Raw genomic sequence first — 15412 nt, forward strand, 5'->3', positions numbered from 1 at the left:
GCGATAAAGTCCAGGATCTCGTCTGATAGCCGCATATGGGCCCGGATTGTCTTCGCTTCGCAAACGGTTAGGAACAACTTAGGAAGTACGGCAAGCCGCTTAGCAACTTTTTAGCGGCGTTATTTTGTGTGGCAGATTATAACGTTGGGACCATCGACAAAAGGGTAGTCCCACCATGCAACATCCGAAAAGCAGGCAGGTTGCCATCATCGGCGCCGGCCCGGGCGGCTTGGTCTCGGCTCGCTGGCTGCTGCAGCACGGCTTCGAGCCGATCCTGTTCGAGGCCGGCGACCGGCTCGGCGGTCAATGGAACTTGTGCAGCGCGGCCAGCGCGACCTGGTCCGGGATGCGCACAAACACCAGCCGAGTCACGTCGGCCTTCTCCGACCTGGACCATGGCACAGATGTCGCGACGTATCCGCGCCAGGATCAAATGCTTGCCTATCTGGAGCGCTATGCAGCCCGCTTCGATTTGCTGCGCTGCATCCGCTTCGGCACGCGTGTCGAGCGCCTCGAGGCCGCGGAGGGCGGCTGCTGGCGGCTACGCTCGCGCAGTGCGAGCAGAATGCACGAAGAGAGCTTCAGCCAGGTAATCGTGGCCACGGGCGCGCAAGCCGTGCCGCTACTGCCCGACATTCCTGGCATGGCGAACTTTACCGGCGCGCTCGGTATCGCACATACCGCGCGTTACAAGGGTGCTGAGCCTTACCGAGGCCGTTCTGTGCTGGTGGCCGGCTGTTCGATCAGCGCCCTGGAAATCGCCTCTGATCTCGCTTTTGGCGGAGCAAACGTCACAGCAGCCTACCGCCGCCAGCGTTACATTGTCCCTAAGCTAATTGCAGGCGTGCCGGCCGAACATATGCTGTTCCACCGCGCGGCAGCGCTGGCGGGCGAGGCGCTTCCGGCCGAGGCGCTAGCGGATAGCCTGAAGGCGGCCGTGCTTCGGGCCGGCGGCGCGCCCGACCAGTTTGGGGCGCCAGTGCCCGATGCCAATGTGTTCGCGGCGGGCATCTCCCAGTCACAGGGATTCCTGCCGGCGGTGGCCGAAGGCCGCGTTACCGTGCGCCCCTGGATCGACCGCATCGACGGGGGCACCGTGCGCTTTACCGACGGCACTGTCGCAACGCCCGATGCGATTCTCTTCGGAACCGGCTATGGCCTGTCGGTGCCGTGGTTGGCGCCAGACATTGCACGCACGCTGAACTACGACGGCAGGGGGCTAGACCTGCACGCTCATACCTTTCACCCGAACCTCCGGGGACTGGCCTTCGTCGGCCTCTACAACCTGGTCGGCCCCTATCTGCCGGTGCTCGAACTGCAGGCCCGTTGGATTGCCTACACGCTGGCCGGCCTGGCACCCATGCCGTCGCCGACACAGATGGCGCAAGGGCTGGCGGCGTGCCGGGCGATGCGGCAGCGCGGGCAGCAGCCAGTGCTACATGATCTTGCGGTTTCGCTGGCGCGCCAGATCGGCGCGGAGCCCGATCTGGCGCGCTGGCCCGAGCTCGAACGCGCGCTGTTGTTCGGCCCCCTGTCGCCGGTCTCGTTCCGCCTGCAAGGCCCAGACCGCCTGAACGACGCGCCGACCCGGACGCTGGCAGCGGCTCAGGCATTCGGAGCAATACGCGGCCCGGAGTTTACGCCCGAGGAGCTGCGGTTGCGCAGCTTGATCGGCAGCCGGGAAGCCGCCGTCGCCTGAACCGCGCCGCGCCTCGCGTCGCCAGCCAGTCCAGTCGCCCACACACGCTGTACGTCCGGGCCGCGAGGGGCCCGACGCGGCGAACGCCACCTGGTTCATCGTGGCGCTCCGGGGAAGGCGGCCTCGACTTCGAGGAAGAAAGCCTTCGATCACACCGGTGTTCAGCAGTTCGGGCAGCTGCGCCGCGGATCAGCCGTGCATGGCCGACAGGAACTGCTGCAATTCCGCCGTCCGTGGGTCGCCGAACAGCTGCTCAGGGGTGCCGGTCTCGTGCACCTTGCCGTGGTGCATGAAGACGATGCGGTCGCTGACCTTGCGCGCAAAGTTCATCTCGTGCGTGACCATGATCAGCGTCATGCCGTCGGCGGCGAGCGACTCGACCACACTCAGCACCTCTCCCACCAGCTCCGGGTCCAGTGCCGAAGTGATTTCGTCGCACAGCAGCACGGCCGGGTCCATCGCCAGCGCGCGGGCGATCGCCACGCGCTGCTGCTGTCCGCCACTGAGCTGGTCGGGGTAGCTGTCGAACTTCTCGCCGAGGCCGACGCGCTGCAGCAGTGCCTGCGCGCGCCGGCGCGCATCCGCCTTCGGCACGTCCTTGACCAGCGTGGGCGCGAGCATCACGTTCTGGCCTGCGGTCAGGTGTGGGAACAGGTTGAAGTTCTGGAAGATCATGCCGACGCTCTGTCGCAATTCGCGCATCGTCTTCGCGTCGCCGTGACGCAGCACCTGGCCGTCGATCGACAGCTTGCCTTGCTGGAAAGTCTCGAGCCCGTTCAGGCAGCGCAGCAGCGTGCTCTTGCCGGAGCCACTGCGGCCGATGATGCAGACGACCTCACGCCGGCCGATCTGCAAGTCGACCCCCTTCAGGACTTCGTTGTCGCCATACTGCTTATGCAGGCCCTCGACATCGACGAGAGCAAATGGCTGGGGGGTGGCGTGTGATGTGGACATGGATATGCAGCTTGGAGAGCCTTGCTAAGGCTTGGTAGGCGTGGGTGGGGGGCTCGGTGCGAGCCCCCGTCGCGGTTCTATCTGCGGATTCAGGCATGCGCCTGCCAGCCGCGTTCGAGCCTGCGGCTCCAGAGCGACAGCGGGAAGCACAGTGCGAAATACAGCAATGCGACGCAGCTATAGACCAAGAAGGGCTGGAAGGTCGCGTTCGAGATCATCTGCCCGGCCTTGGTCACTTCGACGAAGCCGATCACCGAAGCCAGCGCAGTGCCTTTGACGACCTGCACCATAAAGCCCACCGTCGGCGCCACCGCGATGCGGGCCGCCTGCGGCAGGATCACGTAGCGCAATTGCTCGCGCAGGTTCAGCGCAAGGCTGGCCGATGCTTCCCATTGGCCGCGCGGAATCGCATCGACGCAGCCGCGCCAGATCTCGGTCAGGTAGGCGCTGGCATAGAGCGTGAGACACAATGCGGCGGCGAACAGCGCCGAGGTTTCGACGCCGATCAGCGCCAGCCCGAAATAGGCCAGGAAGAGCTGCATCAGCAACGGCGTGCCCTGGAACAGCTGCACGTACAACGCAATGCCGCGCCCCGCCCCCGGCACCCGGGAAATGCGCGCCACCAGCAGCAGCAGGCCGACGACGCCGCCGCCAACGAAAGCAATCAGCGACAGTCCGACGGTCCAGCGCAACGCCAGCAGCAGGTTGCGGAAGATGTCCCACAGTGAAAACTCGATCATGGCCGTCTCCTGTCAGCGTCCGAACAAAAAGCGCGGCCCGATCCAGTTCAGGGCCTGGCGCATCGCAACGGCCAGCGCCAGGTACGCGACGGCAACGGCGATATAAGCTTCAAAGTTCCGGAAGGTACGGCTGGCGATAAGGTTTGCAGCATAGGACATTTCCTCCGCGGAGATCTGGCTGCAGACCGACGAGCCCAGCATCACGATGATGATCTGGCCGACCAGTGCTGGCCAGACACGCTTGAGCGAAGGCGGCAGCACCACGCGCGTGAAGATCTGCCAGCGGTCGAGCGCCAGGCTCTGCGCGGCTTCGATCTGCCCGCGCGGCGTGGATTCGAGGCCGGCGCGGATGATCTCGCAGGCGTAGGCGCCCAGGTTGAGCGTCATCGACAACACGCAGGCCACCTCGGGCGTCAGCCGCACGCCAATCGTCGGCAGGCCGAAGAAGACGAAGAACAGCTGAATGATGTAAGGGGTGTTGCGGATCGCCTCGACATAGCCGCCGACCATGGCGCGCACCCACGCCGGCGCGTGCAGGCGCGACCAGGCGCACCCAATGCCGAGCACGGTGCCGGCGACTGCCGAGAATGCCGTCAGCAGAACGGTCAGGAAGAGGCCCTGCAGCAGCATCGGCCATTGCGAGAGCACTGGCCCGAAATCAAAGGAAATCATACGCAACAGCCACACAGAAGCGAAGGTGGAACCCGCGACGGCGCGCGCCGCCGCGGTCTTGGCAGGGCCTTATTCGGGCAGCTCGCCGGTGCCGCGGCCGAGCCAGCGCTGCGCATAGTTACCCAGCGTGCCGTCGGCCTTGGCTTGGCGCAGGATCTCGTTGACCTTGGCCAGCAGTGCGGTTTCGCCCTTGCGCACGCCGATAAAGTTAGGCGAGTCCTTCAGCAGCAGCTTGTATTCGGCGTCCACCTTCGGATACTTCTGGATCGCCATGGCGGCGACCGCAGCCCCGGTGGCAACCAGCTGGGTCTGCTGCGTCACGAAGGCGGCCACCGTCGAGTTGTCATCCTCGAAGCGCTGGATCTTCAGCGTGGGCGGCGCGACCTGCTGCAGCACGTCGTCCTGAATGGTGCCGCGCGTCACAGCGATGGTCTTGCCCCCAAGGTCGGCAAAACTCTTGATGCTCAGGCTCTTCGGCCCGAACACCGCCTGGTAGAACGGCGCATAGGCGATCGTGAAGTCGATCACCTTGGCACGCTCGGCGTTCTTGCCCAGCGCCGACACGATCAGGTCGATCTTCTTCGTTTGCAGATAGGGAATGCGGTTAGGCGTGCTGACCGGCACAAGGTCGGCCTTGACGCCCATCTTGTCGGCAATCATCTGCGCCACGGCCACATCGAGACCCTGCGGCTTCAGGTCGGGGCCCATGAAGCCATACGGCGCAAAGTCGACCGGGATGCCGATTGCAATCGACTTCTTCGCCATCACCGCGGTCAGGGAATCGTCGGCCTGCGCAGGCGCCATGGCGACCAGGGCGGCAGTGACGAGGACGGTGGTAATGGCGGTGAACTGTCTGCGTTTCATAAAACACCCTTTCTTCAGTCGGTCGAGGAGAACGAAGGGCCAATTCGCAAGATGCATGCCACGACTCCTTGAAGCGTCGCCCGGAACCAGGAAGAGATAACACTCTCTTTAGATTCGACGGATTACGCGAGATCAGGCAAGCCGTGGTGGCAGTTGGCATCGTCTTTGCTGGGGAAAGATCGAAACGTGGAACAGTAGTTTCACATGCTACAAATAGAGAAACTCTGGTTCCATAACTGTGCGAGACGGCGCCAAACCGGTGCAGCCGGAACGAGACCCAGGTATCGCAATCGATCGCTCCGACATGAACACTTACGACGCGCTCGAAGCGCAGATCATCCAGTGCTACGGTGAGTTTTCCGGAACCGACAAGAAGCTCGCCGACGTACTGCTCAGCCGCAAATCCGAGTTGCTCGGATACTCCGCTACCGAGCTCGCCGACCTGGCGAGCGTGTCCAAGGCGAGCGCCGCCCGCTTCTTCCGGCGGCTCGGCTATGCCGACTTCGGCGCGTTCCGGCAGGCGTTGCGCGACCAGCGCGCCAGCCAGTCTCCGCTGGCAAAGATGGGTCGCGCTGCCACCCCGCGTGGCGCTCGCACTGGTGTGGCTTTACCCGCGCTCGCCGGACTGCAGGCACATGTTCAGCTCGACGCGCACCGCCTGGCCGCCCTGCCGGAGCAGCTCAGCGAACGGGTACTCGATACCACCCTGCGCGAACTGGCCGATGCGCGCCGGGTCTGGGTGGTCGGCTATCGCAACAGCTTCATGCTGGCCTTCTATGCCAATGCCTTGCTGTCGCAAGTACGGCCGGAGGTCTACCTGCTCAACGAGCAGGCCGGCAAGGATGCCGAACTGATCGCGGAAATCGACAGCAAGGACGTGCTGCTCGCGGTCGATTTCCGGCGCCGCGCGCGCCGGCTCGCACCGATCGTCACGCTGGCCACCGAGGCGGGGGCGAAGATCATCCTGCTCAGCGATGCCCCGGTCTCCGCGCTGACCACGCACGCCACCGCCGTGCTGCGCTGCTCGCACCATGGCGACCAGGTGTTCGACTCCTATGTAGCCGCGACCAGCCTCGTCAATTACCTCGCCACCGCGATGGCGCGGCGCGCCCGCAAGCGCGCGCGTGCGCGGATGGCGCGGGTCGAACGCGCGCATGACCTGCTCGACGATCTCGACCTGCAGGCGTGAGCGCCCCGCATCCCGAATACAGCGCGAGTCGGCTCGCGCAACCCCCTCTCCTGTCAACACCGGAAGTCCCATGTCCACGTTACCGCAGCTCAAGCTCGATCTTTTCGTCAACCCTGCGCGCACCCGCAGCGAAGACTATGGCAGCACGCGCGAGGCCATTCTCGGTGCGCCGGCGCTGGCCACCGCGCAACGCGCCATCACCGCCTGGGAGGGCTACCGGCCTACGCCACTGCATGCGCTGCCGGCGCTGGCCGCCGCGCTGGGCGTCGGCAAGATCCACTACAAGGACGAAGGCACGCGTTTCGGTCTCGGCAGCTTCAAGGCACTGGGCGGCGCCTATGCGGTGGGCCGCCTGCTGGCGCGCGAGATCGGCAAGCGGATCGGCCGCGCGTTGACCCCTGCCGCCCTCACTTCGCCCGAACTGCGCGCGCTGTGCGCCGATTACACGGTGACCTGCGCCACCGATGGCAACCACGGGCGTTCGGTCGCATGGGGCGCCCGGCGGTTCGGCTGCGCCTGCGTGATCTACATCCACGCCGCCGTCAGCGAAGGACGCAAGGCGGCGATCGAGCAGGTCGGCGCGACCGTGGTACGGACTACGGGCAACTACGACCAGGCGGTCCAGCAGGCCGACCGCGACGCTCGCGAACGCGGCTGGCACGTGATTTCCGACACTTCGTATCCCGGATACATGGACGTCCCGCGAGATGTCATGCAGGGCTACCAGGTCATGGTGGCCGAGGCCGTCGACGCGCTGCCCGAGTGGCCAACGCACGTCTTCATCCAGGCCGGCGTGGGCGGTTTCGCCGCCGCCGTCTGCGCCTACTTCTGGGAACGCAACGCAGCGCAGCGCCCGGTATTCGTGGTGGTCGAGCCGGACGCGGCCAACTGCCTGTACCGCAGCGCGCGCGCCGGCCACGTGACGGCGGTGACCGGCACGCTCAATACGCTGATGGCGGGCCTCGCCTGCGGAGAAGTGTCACTGCTGGCGTGGGAAGTGCTGGCTCACGGCGCGGATGCCTTCTGCACCATCGATGACGGAGCGGCGGTGGCGACGATGCGCTTGCTGGCGAATCCCGCTGATGGCGATCCCGCCATCGTCGCCGGCGAATCCGCGGTAGCGGGCCTGGCAGCCGCCATTGCGGGCATGCAAGATCCGCAAGCGCGTGCAGCGCTGGGCCTCGGCGCGCGCAGCCGCCTGCTGTTCGTTGGCAGCGAGGCCGATACCGATGCCGGGTTGTACGCGCGGCTGGTCGGGCGCAGTGCCGACGCCGTGCGCGCGGGAGCGCAGGCATGACAACGAACCTTAGCGCGGACAGCGGCCGCACGGCGCTCGACACCGAGTTCCCGGGCATCGACGGCGCGCGGTTGCTGCGCCGGCTCGACGAACTGAATACGCATGGCGCCATCAACGGCGGCGGCGTCTGCCGCTTGGCGCTGACTGACGCCGACCGCGCGGGGCGCGACTGGACCGTCGCGCAAATGCGCGCGCTCGGCATGGAGGTTACCATCGATGCCATCGGCAACGGCGTCGCGATTCATGCCGGCCATGAAGACCTGCCGCCGGTGATGGTCGGCTCGCACATCGATACGGTACGCACTGGCGGCAGGTACGACGGCAACTATGGCGTGATGGCCGGACTGGAAGTGGTCGCTGCGCTGCGCGATGCCGGCGTGCGGCTGCGCCGCCCGCTGGCGATCGCCTTCTTTACCAACGAGGAAGGCGCCCGCTTCCAGCCGGACATGATGGGCTCGCTGGTGTTCGTGGGCGGCATGCCGCTCGACGAAGCGCTCGCGGCAGGCGGCATCGACGGCAGCACGGTCGGCGCGGAACTGGAGCGAATCGGCTATCGCGGCGATGCGCCGGTCGGCCGGCCCGAGGTCGACAGCTTTGTCGAGCTGCATATCGAACAGGGCCCGGTGCTGGAGCGCATGGGCGTGCAGATTGGCGTGGTTGAAGGCGTGCAGGGAATCAGCTGGACCGAATTCGTGCTGGAAGGCGTGTCCAACCATGCCGGCACCACGCCGATGGCCCTGCGGCACGACGCTGGCTACTGCGCCGCACGCATCGCCACCTTCGTGCACGATCTGGCGCTGCGCTACGGCGGCCGCCAGATCGGCACGGTCGGCGCGATCCGCTTCGAGCCGAACCTCGTCAACGTGATTCCGAACCGCGCGACCTTTACCGTCGATCTGCGCAACACCGACGTCACGGCGCTCGCGCAGGCGGAAGCCGAGGTGCTCGCCTTCGCGCACCAGACCTGCGCGACGGAAGGTGTCGCGCTGCGCCGGCGTTCGCTGGCGCGCTTCGAGCCGGTGGCGTTCGACCCGCTGGTGACCGACCTGGTGCAGCGGCACAGCGACGCGCTAGGCCTGTCGACCACGCGGATGCCGAGCGGAGCGGGCCACGACGCGCAGATGCTGGCGCGCGTCTGCCCTGCGGGCATGATCTTCGTTCCCAGCGTGGGCGGACTCAGCCACAATGTTCGCGAGTTCACCGAAGCGGCCGACCTGGTGCGGGGCGCGCAGCTGCTGATGCGCGTGGTCGTCAGCCTGGCCAACCGTCCCTGAATGACCCGGGCACGGCCCCCCGATCCAACACCTTCTCTTCCCCCGAATTTCAGGAGTCAATCGTGTCCCGTTTCATCCATGTCGCACTTGGCCAGCTGGGCCCGATCGCACGCGCCGATACGCGCGTGCAGGTGGTCGCGCGGCTGTGCGAAATGATGCGCGAAGCCCATGCCTGCGGCGCGCACCTGATCGTCTACCCTGAACTGGCGCTGACCACGTTCTTCCCGCGCTGGTATATGGACAGCGATGGGGAAATCAACAGCTTCTTTGAACGCGAGATGCCGAGTGCCGACACGCTGCCGCTGTTCGCGCTGTCGCGTGAGCTCGGCGTGGGCTTCTATCTCGGCTATGCGGAACTGGCCAACGAGAACGGGCGCGAGGTTCGCTACAACACCTCGATCCTGGTTGACCGCAGCGGCACCATCGTCGGCAAATACCGCAAGGTGCATCTGCCCGGCCACTGCGAGCACGAACCATGGCGCCGCTTCCAGCATCTGGAGAAGCGTTACTTCACGCCCGGTGACCGCTTTGGCGTCACCGAGGCCTTCGGTGGCAAGATCGGCATGGCCATCTGCAACGACCGGCGCTGGGCCGAGACCTATCGCGTGATGGGCCTGCAAGGGGTGGAGATGGTCCTGATCGGCTACAACACACCGGTGCACAACGCGCCCGCGCCCGCGCACGACGACCTGTCGCTGTTCCACAACCAGCTGTCGATGCAGGCGGGCGCCTACCAGAACGGCACCTGGGTGGTCGGCGTGGCAAAGGCCGGGATCGAGGAAGGCGTCGACAGCATTGGCGGCAGCTGCATCATCGCGCCATCCGGCGAAGTGGTCGCGAGCTGCATCACCAAGGGCGACGAAGTGGCGATCGCACGCTGCGACCTCGACTTCTGCGCGCTATACAAGCGCACCACCTTCAACTTCGACCTGCACCGGCAGCCGCACGCCTACGGCATGATCGTCGAGCGCAGGGGCGAAACGCTGCGCGCCGATGGGTCGCCGCTTGGCTAACGGAGCTGAACAGACCAGGCGATGTTCACCGGGTTGCTGAGGCAGGATGAGGGACGCGACACGCGACGAGCGGGCTCGGGAACCGAAGCCCGGCGTAGCGGTGGCCGGCAGCATGCCAATCAACGTGGCGCCCGCAGGGCGTCATCCAGGCCCTTGCTCCTGTCTTCGCTGTCAGGGACGTCGCCCATTCTGCCGCGAATGTAAGTAAGGATGCGGCGCGTTCAACCGGTCGTCGCTCAGCTTGCCGGCTTCCGCAGCCTTGATCCAGTTGCGCAGCGTCTGCTCCGACATACCCAATTCGCGGGCCACGGCGCTCACCCCCTGTCCGTCCTTCAGAGACAAGGCGGCCTTATATTCCCCCATGGATTCTCCATTTCAAATGCTGATGCCGCTCGGAAAATGTCACTCTCAGCATTGATCCTCGAGACCAATTGAAGTCCCACTGGCAAGCCTGCCGATGTGAATCCTACTGGTAGTGACGCGGCTGGTTGCCCGGTGAGGTTGAACGGGTATGTGTAGTACTGCCAGGTGCAGGGATTTCGTCCCGCAAACTGAGGCGGTACGTCCACGTTCACCGGGAACGCCGGCACGGGCGCTGTAGGTGTGAGCAGCAAATCGAACGACTCGAACATCGCGCGGATCCTTTCGCGAAACTCGTAGCGCGCGAACACTTTCGTGTAGTACTGCAGTAGCGACTGGTCGAGCGCCTTGTCGAGAAGTGATGCCACGGCCGGATCGAGGATCTCCCGCGACTCGCTCAGTGTGCCGTTCAACCGTGTCCCCACTCCCGCATAGAATTCCGCCATCCACAGCTGGTCCGGGTCTGGGCCAATTCCTTCCGGCAGTTCGACAACCTCGCATCCCAACTTCTCAAAAACCCTCACCGCGGATTCGCAGAGACTCAAGACCTCTTGGTCGGGCTTCGCGTAACCGAGCGTGGGGCTCCATGCCAATCGCATGCCTTTGACCGGGAGATCGCAGGCTTGAAGCCACGCCGGCACGGGAGCGGCGACCGAGAACGGATCGCGCCCATCTTGCCCAGCGATTGCCGACAATAGGAGAGCGGCGTCTCTAACGGTACGCGCCAGAGGACCGACATGCGCCAGCGTTGGTGTGGCTGAGGCGGGGAACACCGGCACGCGCCCAAACTGAGCCTTGATGCCAAACAGGCCGGTAAGTGCCGCAGGCTCGCGGATCGATCCACCGCCATCGGTACCCAGTGCGAATGGTGTAACGCCAGCCGCCACGCTGGCAGCCGCACCGCAACTTGATCCGCCCGGCGTACACTCAGTATTCCACGGATTTCGCGTCACGCCCGTGAGCGGAGAATCGCCGACAGCCTTGCACCCGAATTCGCTCGTAGTCGTGGTTCCCACTATGCACGCGCCCGCCTGCTTGATGCGCCCTACGGCCGGCGCATCCGTCTTCGCAATGTTGCTGGCCATCGAGCGCGAGCCGAACGTCTGCCTCACACGGTGATGCTGTCGAACATGTAGTCCACTTGCCCGCCGAGCAGGTCGGTCATGGCCGGGCCACTGCCCTTGTACGGAATATGCAGCATGTCGACGCCCGCCAGGTTCCCATTCATTTTCCGGGCACCTTTGAACGACAAGGGTTCCAGCAGGATACCCGGTGACAGGGGGCCGTTCCCGCCCGGGGTCGGGCAGGCCAAAGCCATCCGGACCATGTATCATTGGTCAGCCGCATCGAATCGATAATCGATTCATCAATATCTTGGTGCAATACTTTGCCATCGTGGTGCAGTGGATCACGCCGATGGTGCTCCTTCAAGCTGACCCATGTCCACGGAATCTCAGCGGCCGGACCCGCTTTTCAACCAGTCGCTCGAGAAAGGCCTGGAAGTCCTGCGCGCATTCAATGGCGTTCACCGCACCCTGACGCTGGCCGAGCTGGCCGATCTGACTGGCATGACCAAGAGCTCGGCGCAACGCACGGTCCATACCCTGGAGCGGCTCGGCTATGTCGACAAGCATCCGCAAACACGCCGCTTCCGTCTGACGCCGAAGGTAATGGAGATCGGCTACAACTACCTGGCGGCGGATGCCCTGATTCCCGTTGCCAGCCCCTATCTGTCGCAACTGGCGAATGCCAGTGGTGAAACGGCAAATCTCACCGAGCCCGTGGGACTCGACATGGTCTATGTGGCGCAGTTGATGACGGCCAAGTATGTGCCCGTGCTGACGCCCGTGGGCATGCGCATTCCGATGTACTGTACGAGTTCCGGCCGCGCCTACCTAAGCACGCTGCCCGATGAACAGGTGCGGGCGATGCTCGGGGCCTCTGCGCGCGTGAGGCGCACGCCGGCCACGCTGACCGATGCCGAAGCGATTTTCGAACGGGTAGTGGCTTGCAGGAGCGTGGGCTACGCCTGCAACGAAGAGGAACTGTTCCTGGGCGACATGGGCGTCGGCGCGCCGATCGTGAACAACCGTGGCGTTGCGGTTGGTGCGGTCCATGTGTCGCCGCCTGCCAGCCGTTGGACCATGGCGGAGGCCCAGAAGAAGCTCGGGCCACTGGTCGTGGAATGCGCGTGGGCCATTTCCAGGTCCATCGGACATTGAAAGCCCCGCGGGCTCGCCCCCTCGTGTGCGAGAAAGCGCGGCGCCCGCGGGCGATGCATCGGCCTTCAGCGTGCGTGCGCCAGCATCGCCTGAAGCAACACGTTGGCGCCGGCTTCGATATGCTCTGGCAGCGCGTCTTCCAGTTCGTTGTGGCTGATGCCGTCCTTGCACGGCACGAAAATCATCCCCGTTGGCGCAAGCTGCGCAAGATAGACGGCGTCATGCCCTGCCCCGCTTACCACGTCCATATGGGGAAGGCCCAGTGATGCCGCAGCCCGTCTGACACTGTCCACGCACGATGCCGCGAACAGGCACGGCTCGAACTTGACGACCTGGCGGATGTCGACCGATACCGCGGCCGCCTCGGCAATTCCCGCGAAGGCCTCGCGCATGGCCGCGTCCATCCGGTCGAGCCCTTCCTGCGACAGGTTGCGGAAGTCCACCGTGAAATCGACCCGCCCCGGGATCACGTTGCGCGAATTGGGCCTGACCTCCACATAGCCTACCGTGCCGCGCCCGTGCGGCGCTTCCTCGCGCGCGATGCGGTTCACCATCTCGATCATGCGCGCGGATGCGAGCAGCGCATCATGGCGCAGGGCAAGCGGTGTCGGACCCGCGTGGGCGTCCTGGCCGGTCACGGTCACGTCGTACCACTGCTGGCCGAGCGCGCCCGAGACCACGCCGATCGGCAGGCCCGCCGCTTCCAGCACCGGCCCTTGCTCGATGTGGGCTTCGAAATAGGCGGCATACATGCCGCCCGGCACCTCGCCCGCGGGATGTTCACCGCGATAGCCGATAGACTCGAGCGCCGCATCGACACGCACGCCGTCGCGGTCCGTCCGGGCGCGGGCATGATCCGCCGCGAACACCCCGGCAAACACACCTGATCCCATCATGACAGGGGTGAAACGCGTGCCTTCCTCATTGGTCCAGAACGCGACTTCGAGCGGCGCGCGCGTGTCGATGCCGAGATCGTTGAGCGTGCGCATTACCTCGAGTCCGGCCAGCACGCCGAAGTTGCCATCGAACTTGCCGCCGGATGGCTGCGTGTCGATATGGCTGCCCGTCGCCACGGCCGGCGCTTCGGGGTCGGTTCCATGGCGGCGTGCGAACACGTTGCCGATCTCGTCGACACGTACATCGAGCCCGGCCTCGCGGAACCACTGCACGACGAGATCGCGGCCCTTGCGGTCCGCGTCGGTCAACGCGATGCGGCATACGCCGCCATTGGCCGTGGCGCCGATCGCGCCGAGATCCATGAGGGACTGCCAGAGGCGGGCGCCATTGATGCGGGGAAGGTGCTGCGAATCCATGTGTGTCATGCCTGCGGTGGTTGAACATCGTGCCCTATGCAGCAAGAAGCAGACCAATGCATGCGCATGTCCTGCTGGCATATCAATTGCTAGATCGTTCGCAGTTATTCCCAACCCAGGAGCATTGCCCGTGAACCACCCTACGTCCATCCAAGCGAAAGGTTTCTCCGCTGCTGTGCGGTCCGTGTCCGCGGCCGTCGCGCTCTCGCTGCTCGCCTTGCCCGGTGCCGCGATGGCCGAGAAGGTGTTGCGCATCGGCATGACCGCCGCCGATATCCCCCGCACGCTGGGCCAGCCCGATCAGGGCTTCGAGGGCAACCGCTTCACCGGCATTCCCATGTATGACGCACTCACGCAATGGGACCTGTCCAAGAGCAACGGGCCCAGCCTGCTGATTCCCGATCTTGCCACCGAGTGGAAGGTCGAGGACAAGGACAAGACCAGGTGGACCTTCAAGCTGCGCCCCGGGGTGAAGTTCCACGATGGCTCTCCGTTCAATGCCGATGCCGTGGTGTGGAACGTCAACAAGGTCCTCGACAAGACGGCGCGACAGTTCGATCCGAGCCAGGTGGGCGTGACGGCTTCGCGCATGCCTACGCTGCGCAGTGCGAAGAAGATCGACGACCTGACCGTTGAACTGGTCACGTCCGAGCCGGACTCCTTCCTGCCGTATAACCTGTCGAACCTGTTCATGGCGTCGCCCGCGCAGTGGGAGAAAAAGTACGCCGCGGTCCCCGCATCGGTAACCGATGCGGGCGAGCGCAGCAAGCAGGCATGGGTCGCGTTCGCCGCCGACGCGTCGGGCACGGGCCCGTTCAAGATGACGCGGTTCGTGCCGCGCGAGCGCCTTGAACTGGCAAAGAATGCAGCTTACTGGGACAGCCGGCGCGTGCCCCGCATCGACAAGGTGGTGATGGTGCCGATGCCCGAAGCCAATGCACGCACCGCGGCACTGCTGTCTGGCCAGGTCGACTGGATCGAGGCACCGGCCCCCGACGCCATCGCCCAGATCAAGAGCCGCGGATTCAACGTCTACGCCAACGCCCAGCCCCATGTGTGGCCGTGGCAGCTGTCGTTCGCACCGAACTCACCCTGGCTCGACAAGCGTGTGCGTGAAGCCGCCAACCTCTGCGTGAACCGCTCTGAGCTCAAGGCGCTCCTTGGCGGCTATATGGCGGAGGCCAAGGGCATTGTAGAGTCCGGCAATCCCTGGTGGGGCAACCCGAAGTTCGACATCCGGTACGACGCCAATGCGGCGCGCAAGCTAATGAGCGAAGCGGGCTACTCCTCGGCCAGGCCGCTCAAGGTCAAGGTACAGGTATCGGCCTCCGGCTCCGGCCAGATGCAGCCGCTGCCAATGAACGAGTATGTCCAGCAGAACCTCAAGGAATGCTTCTTTGATGTCGATTTCGATGTGGTCGAATGGAACGCGCTGTTCACGAACTGGCGCGTCGGCGCCAAGGACGCAAGCGCGCACGGTGCCAATGCCATCAACGTGAGCTTTGCCGCCATGGATCCGTTCTTTGCCATGGTCCGCTTTGTCAGCACAAAGACGCAGCCTCCGGTTTCGAACAACTGGGGCTATTTCGGCAACGCCGAATTCGACAAGCTGATCGAGACGGCACGCACGTCGTTCGACGCCAAGGCACGGGACGCGGCGCTGGCGAAACTGCACGCCCGCATCGTCGAGGAAGCACCGTTCGTGCTGATTGCGCACGACGTCGGTCCCCGTGCTATCTCGAAGAAGGTCAAGGGCGTTGTCCAGCCGCAAAGCTGGTTCATCGATATCGCCACGATGTCGATGGATTGAACCTG

At 65.0% G+C, this 15412-nt stretch carries 13 protein-coding genes and 2 pseudogenes; 7 read left to right on the forward strand and 8 right to left on the reverse strand.

Annotated features, from left to right (window positions below):
• Positions 1 to 175 precede the first annotated feature (175 nt).
• Positions 176 to 1699, forward strand: a complete 1524-nt coding sequence (locus ACAD63_RS08435; protein WP_135706906.1) for a flavin-containing monooxygenase — start codon at positions 176 to 178, stop codon at positions 1697 to 1699.
• A gap of 189 nt (positions 1700 to 1888) precedes the next feature.
• Here the strand turns inward: ACAD63_RS08435 and ACAD63_RS08440 are convergent, their stop codons facing one another.
• The 4 genes from ACAD63_RS08440 to ACAD63_RS08455 form a co-directional block, all read right to left on the reverse strand.
• Positions 1889 to 2653 carry an amino acid ABC transporter ATP-binding protein gene (locus ACAD63_RS08440; protein WP_434033766.1) on the reverse strand — a complete coding sequence of 255 codons (765 nt, stop codon included), beginning with the start codon at positions 2651 to 2653 and terminating at the stop codon, positions 1889 to 1891.
• Positions 2654 to 2742: 89 nt separating this feature from the next.
• Positions 2743 to 3393, reverse strand: a complete 651-nt coding sequence (locus tag ACAD63_RS08445; protein ID WP_434033767.1) for an amino acid ABC transporter permease — start codon at positions 3391 to 3393, stop codon at positions 2743 to 2745.
• Between the two features lie 12 nt (positions 3394 to 3405).
• Positions 3406 to 4065 (reverse strand): amino acid ABC transporter permease, encoded by a 660-nt coding sequence (locus ACAD63_RS08450; protein WP_434033768.1) that lies wholly within the window; start codon positions 4063 to 4065, stop codon positions 3406 to 3408.
• A 69-nt stretch (positions 4066 to 4134) separates the two neighbouring features.
• Positions 4135 to 4929 (reverse strand): transporter substrate-binding domain-containing protein, encoded by a 795-nt coding sequence (locus ACAD63_RS08455; RefSeq protein WP_434033769.1) that lies wholly within the window; start codon positions 4927 to 4929, stop codon positions 4135 to 4137.
• 304 nt (positions 4930 to 5233) lie between these two features.
• Here ACAD63_RS08455 and ACAD63_RS08460 point away from each other — a divergent pair, with 304 nt between their 5' ends.
• The 4 genes from ACAD63_RS08460 to ACAD63_RS08475 all read left to right on the forward strand — a co-directional run bounded on the left by ACAD63_RS08460 (position 5234) and on the right by ACAD63_RS08475 (position 9702).
• A complete protein-coding gene (locus tag ACAD63_RS08460; protein ID WP_133092724.1) occupies positions 5234 to 6118 on the forward strand; it encodes a MurR/RpiR family transcriptional regulator in 885 nt (294 codons plus the stop codon).
• A gap of 70 nt (positions 6119 to 6188) precedes the next feature.
• Positions 6189 to 7415 (forward strand): diaminopropionate ammonia-lyase, encoded by a 1227-nt coding sequence (locus tag ACAD63_RS08465; RefSeq protein ID WP_195429270.1) that lies wholly within the window; start codon positions 6189 to 6191, stop codon positions 7413 to 7415.
• A complete protein-coding gene (locus tag ACAD63_RS08470; protein ID WP_135706910.1) occupies positions 7412 to 8689 on the forward strand; it encodes a Zn-dependent hydrolase in 1278 nt (425 codons plus the stop codon). The genes ACAD63_RS08465 and ACAD63_RS08470 overlap by 4 nt, the downstream gene beginning before the upstream one ends.
• A gap of 62 nt (positions 8690 to 8751) precedes the next feature.
• Complete coding sequence (locus ACAD63_RS08475; protein ID WP_133092727.1) at positions 8752 to 9702, forward strand: N-carbamoyl-D-amino-acid hydrolase; 951 nt, start codon at positions 8752 to 8754, stop codon at positions 9700 to 9702.
• Between the two features lie 234 nt (positions 9703 to 9936).
• Here the strand turns inward: ACAD63_RS08475 and ACAD63_RS08480 are convergent.
• From ACAD63_RS08480 to ACAD63_RS08490, 3 genes and pseudogenes are all read right to left on the reverse strand, one after another.
• Positions 9937 to 10065: pseudogene (locus ACAD63_RS08480) on the reverse strand (transposase); the annotation flags it as partial.
• A complete protein-coding gene (locus ACAD63_RS08485; protein WP_434033770.1) occupies positions 10035 to 11147 on the reverse strand; it encodes an amidase family protein in 1113 nt (370 codons plus the stop codon). The pseudogene ACAD63_RS08480 and the gene ACAD63_RS08485, both read right to left, overlap by 31 nt.
• A 29-nt stretch (positions 11148 to 11176) precedes the next feature.
• A pseudogene (locus ACAD63_RS08490) lies at positions 11177 to 11281 on the reverse strand (tripartite tricarboxylate transporter substrate-binding protein); the annotation flags it as partial.
• Positions 11282 to 11501: 220 nt separating this feature from the next.
• Between ACAD63_RS08490 and ACAD63_RS08495 the strand changes: the two are divergent.
• The gene (locus ACAD63_RS08495) at positions 11502 to 12284 is read left to right on the forward strand and encodes an IclR family transcriptional regulator (protein ID WP_133092744.1); all 783 of its coding nucleotides are present in this window, start codon (positions 11502 to 11504) and stop codon (positions 12282 to 12284) included.
• Positions 12285 to 12349: 65 nt separating this feature from the next.
• Here the strand turns inward: ACAD63_RS08495 and ACAD63_RS08500 are convergent, their stop codons facing one another.
• Positions 12350 to 13597, reverse strand: coding sequence for a Zn-dependent hydrolase (locus tag ACAD63_RS08500; protein ID WP_135706924.1), 1248 nt, complete (start codon positions 13595 to 13597; stop codon positions 12350 to 12352).
• Positions 13598 to 13829: 232 nt separating this feature from the next.
• On the opposite strand from ACAD63_RS08500, the gene ACAD63_RS08505 reads away from it, so the two are divergent.
• Positions 13830 to 15407 carry an ABC transporter substrate-binding protein gene (locus tag ACAD63_RS08505; protein ID WP_240746119.1) on the forward strand — a complete coding sequence of 526 codons (1578 nt, stop codon included), beginning with the start codon at positions 13830 to 13832 and terminating at the stop codon, positions 15405 to 15407.
• Positions 15408 to 15412 lie beyond the last annotated feature (5 nt).

The organism is Cupriavidus sp. a3 (assembly GCF_051015765.1).
In the GTDB taxonomy this organism is placed as follows: Bacteria; Pseudomonadota; Gammaproteobacteria; order Burkholderiales; family Burkholderiaceae; genus Cupriavidus; species Cupriavidus oxalaticus_A.

Coding starts and splice junctions, on each gene's coding strand:
- ACAD63_RS08445 (WP_434033767.1), bottom strand. CDS start 3,393: ATGATCGAGTTTTCACTGTGGGACATCTTCCGCAACCTGCTGCTGGCG.
- ACAD63_RS08470 (WP_135706910.1), top strand. CDS start 7,412: ATGACAACGAACCTTAGCGCGGACAGCGGCCGCACGGCGCTCGACACC.
- ACAD63_RS08500 (WP_135706924.1), bottom strand. CDS start 13,597: ATGGATTCGCAGCACCTTCCCCGCATCAATGGCGCCCGCCTCTGGCAG.
- ACAD63_RS08505 (WP_240746119.1), top strand. CDS start 13,830: ATGGCCGAGAAGGTGTTGCGCATCGGCATGACCGCCGCCGATATCCCC.
- ACAD63_RS08460 (WP_133092724.1), top strand. CDS start 5,234: ATGAACACTTACGACGCGCTCGAAGCGCAGATCATCCAGTGCTACGGT.
- ACAD63_RS08465 (WP_195429270.1), top strand. CDS start 6,189: ATGTCCACGTTACCGCAGCTCAAGCTCGATCTTTTCGTCAACCCTGCG.
- ACAD63_RS08435 (WP_135706906.1), top strand. CDS start 176: ATGCAACATCCGAAAAGCAGGCAGGTTGCCATCATCGGCGCCGGCCCG.
- ACAD63_RS08450 (WP_434033768.1), bottom strand. CDS start 4,065: ATGATTTCCTTTGATTTCGGGCCAGTGCTCTCGCAATGGCCGATGCTG.
- ACAD63_RS08455 (WP_434033769.1), bottom strand. CDS start 4,929: ATGAAACGCAGACAGTTCACCGCCATTACCACCGTCCTCGTCACTGCC.
- ACAD63_RS08485 (WP_434033770.1), bottom strand. CDS start 11,147: ATGGCCAGCAACATTGCGAAGACGGATGCGCCGGCCGTAGGGCGCATC.
- ACAD63_RS08440 (WP_434033766.1), bottom strand. CDS start 2,653: ATGTCCACATCACACGCCACCCCCCAGCCATTTGCTCTCGTCGATGTC.
- ACAD63_RS08495 (WP_133092744.1), top strand. CDS start 11,502: ATGTCCACGGAATCTCAGCGGCCGGACCCGCTTTTCAACCAGTCGCTC.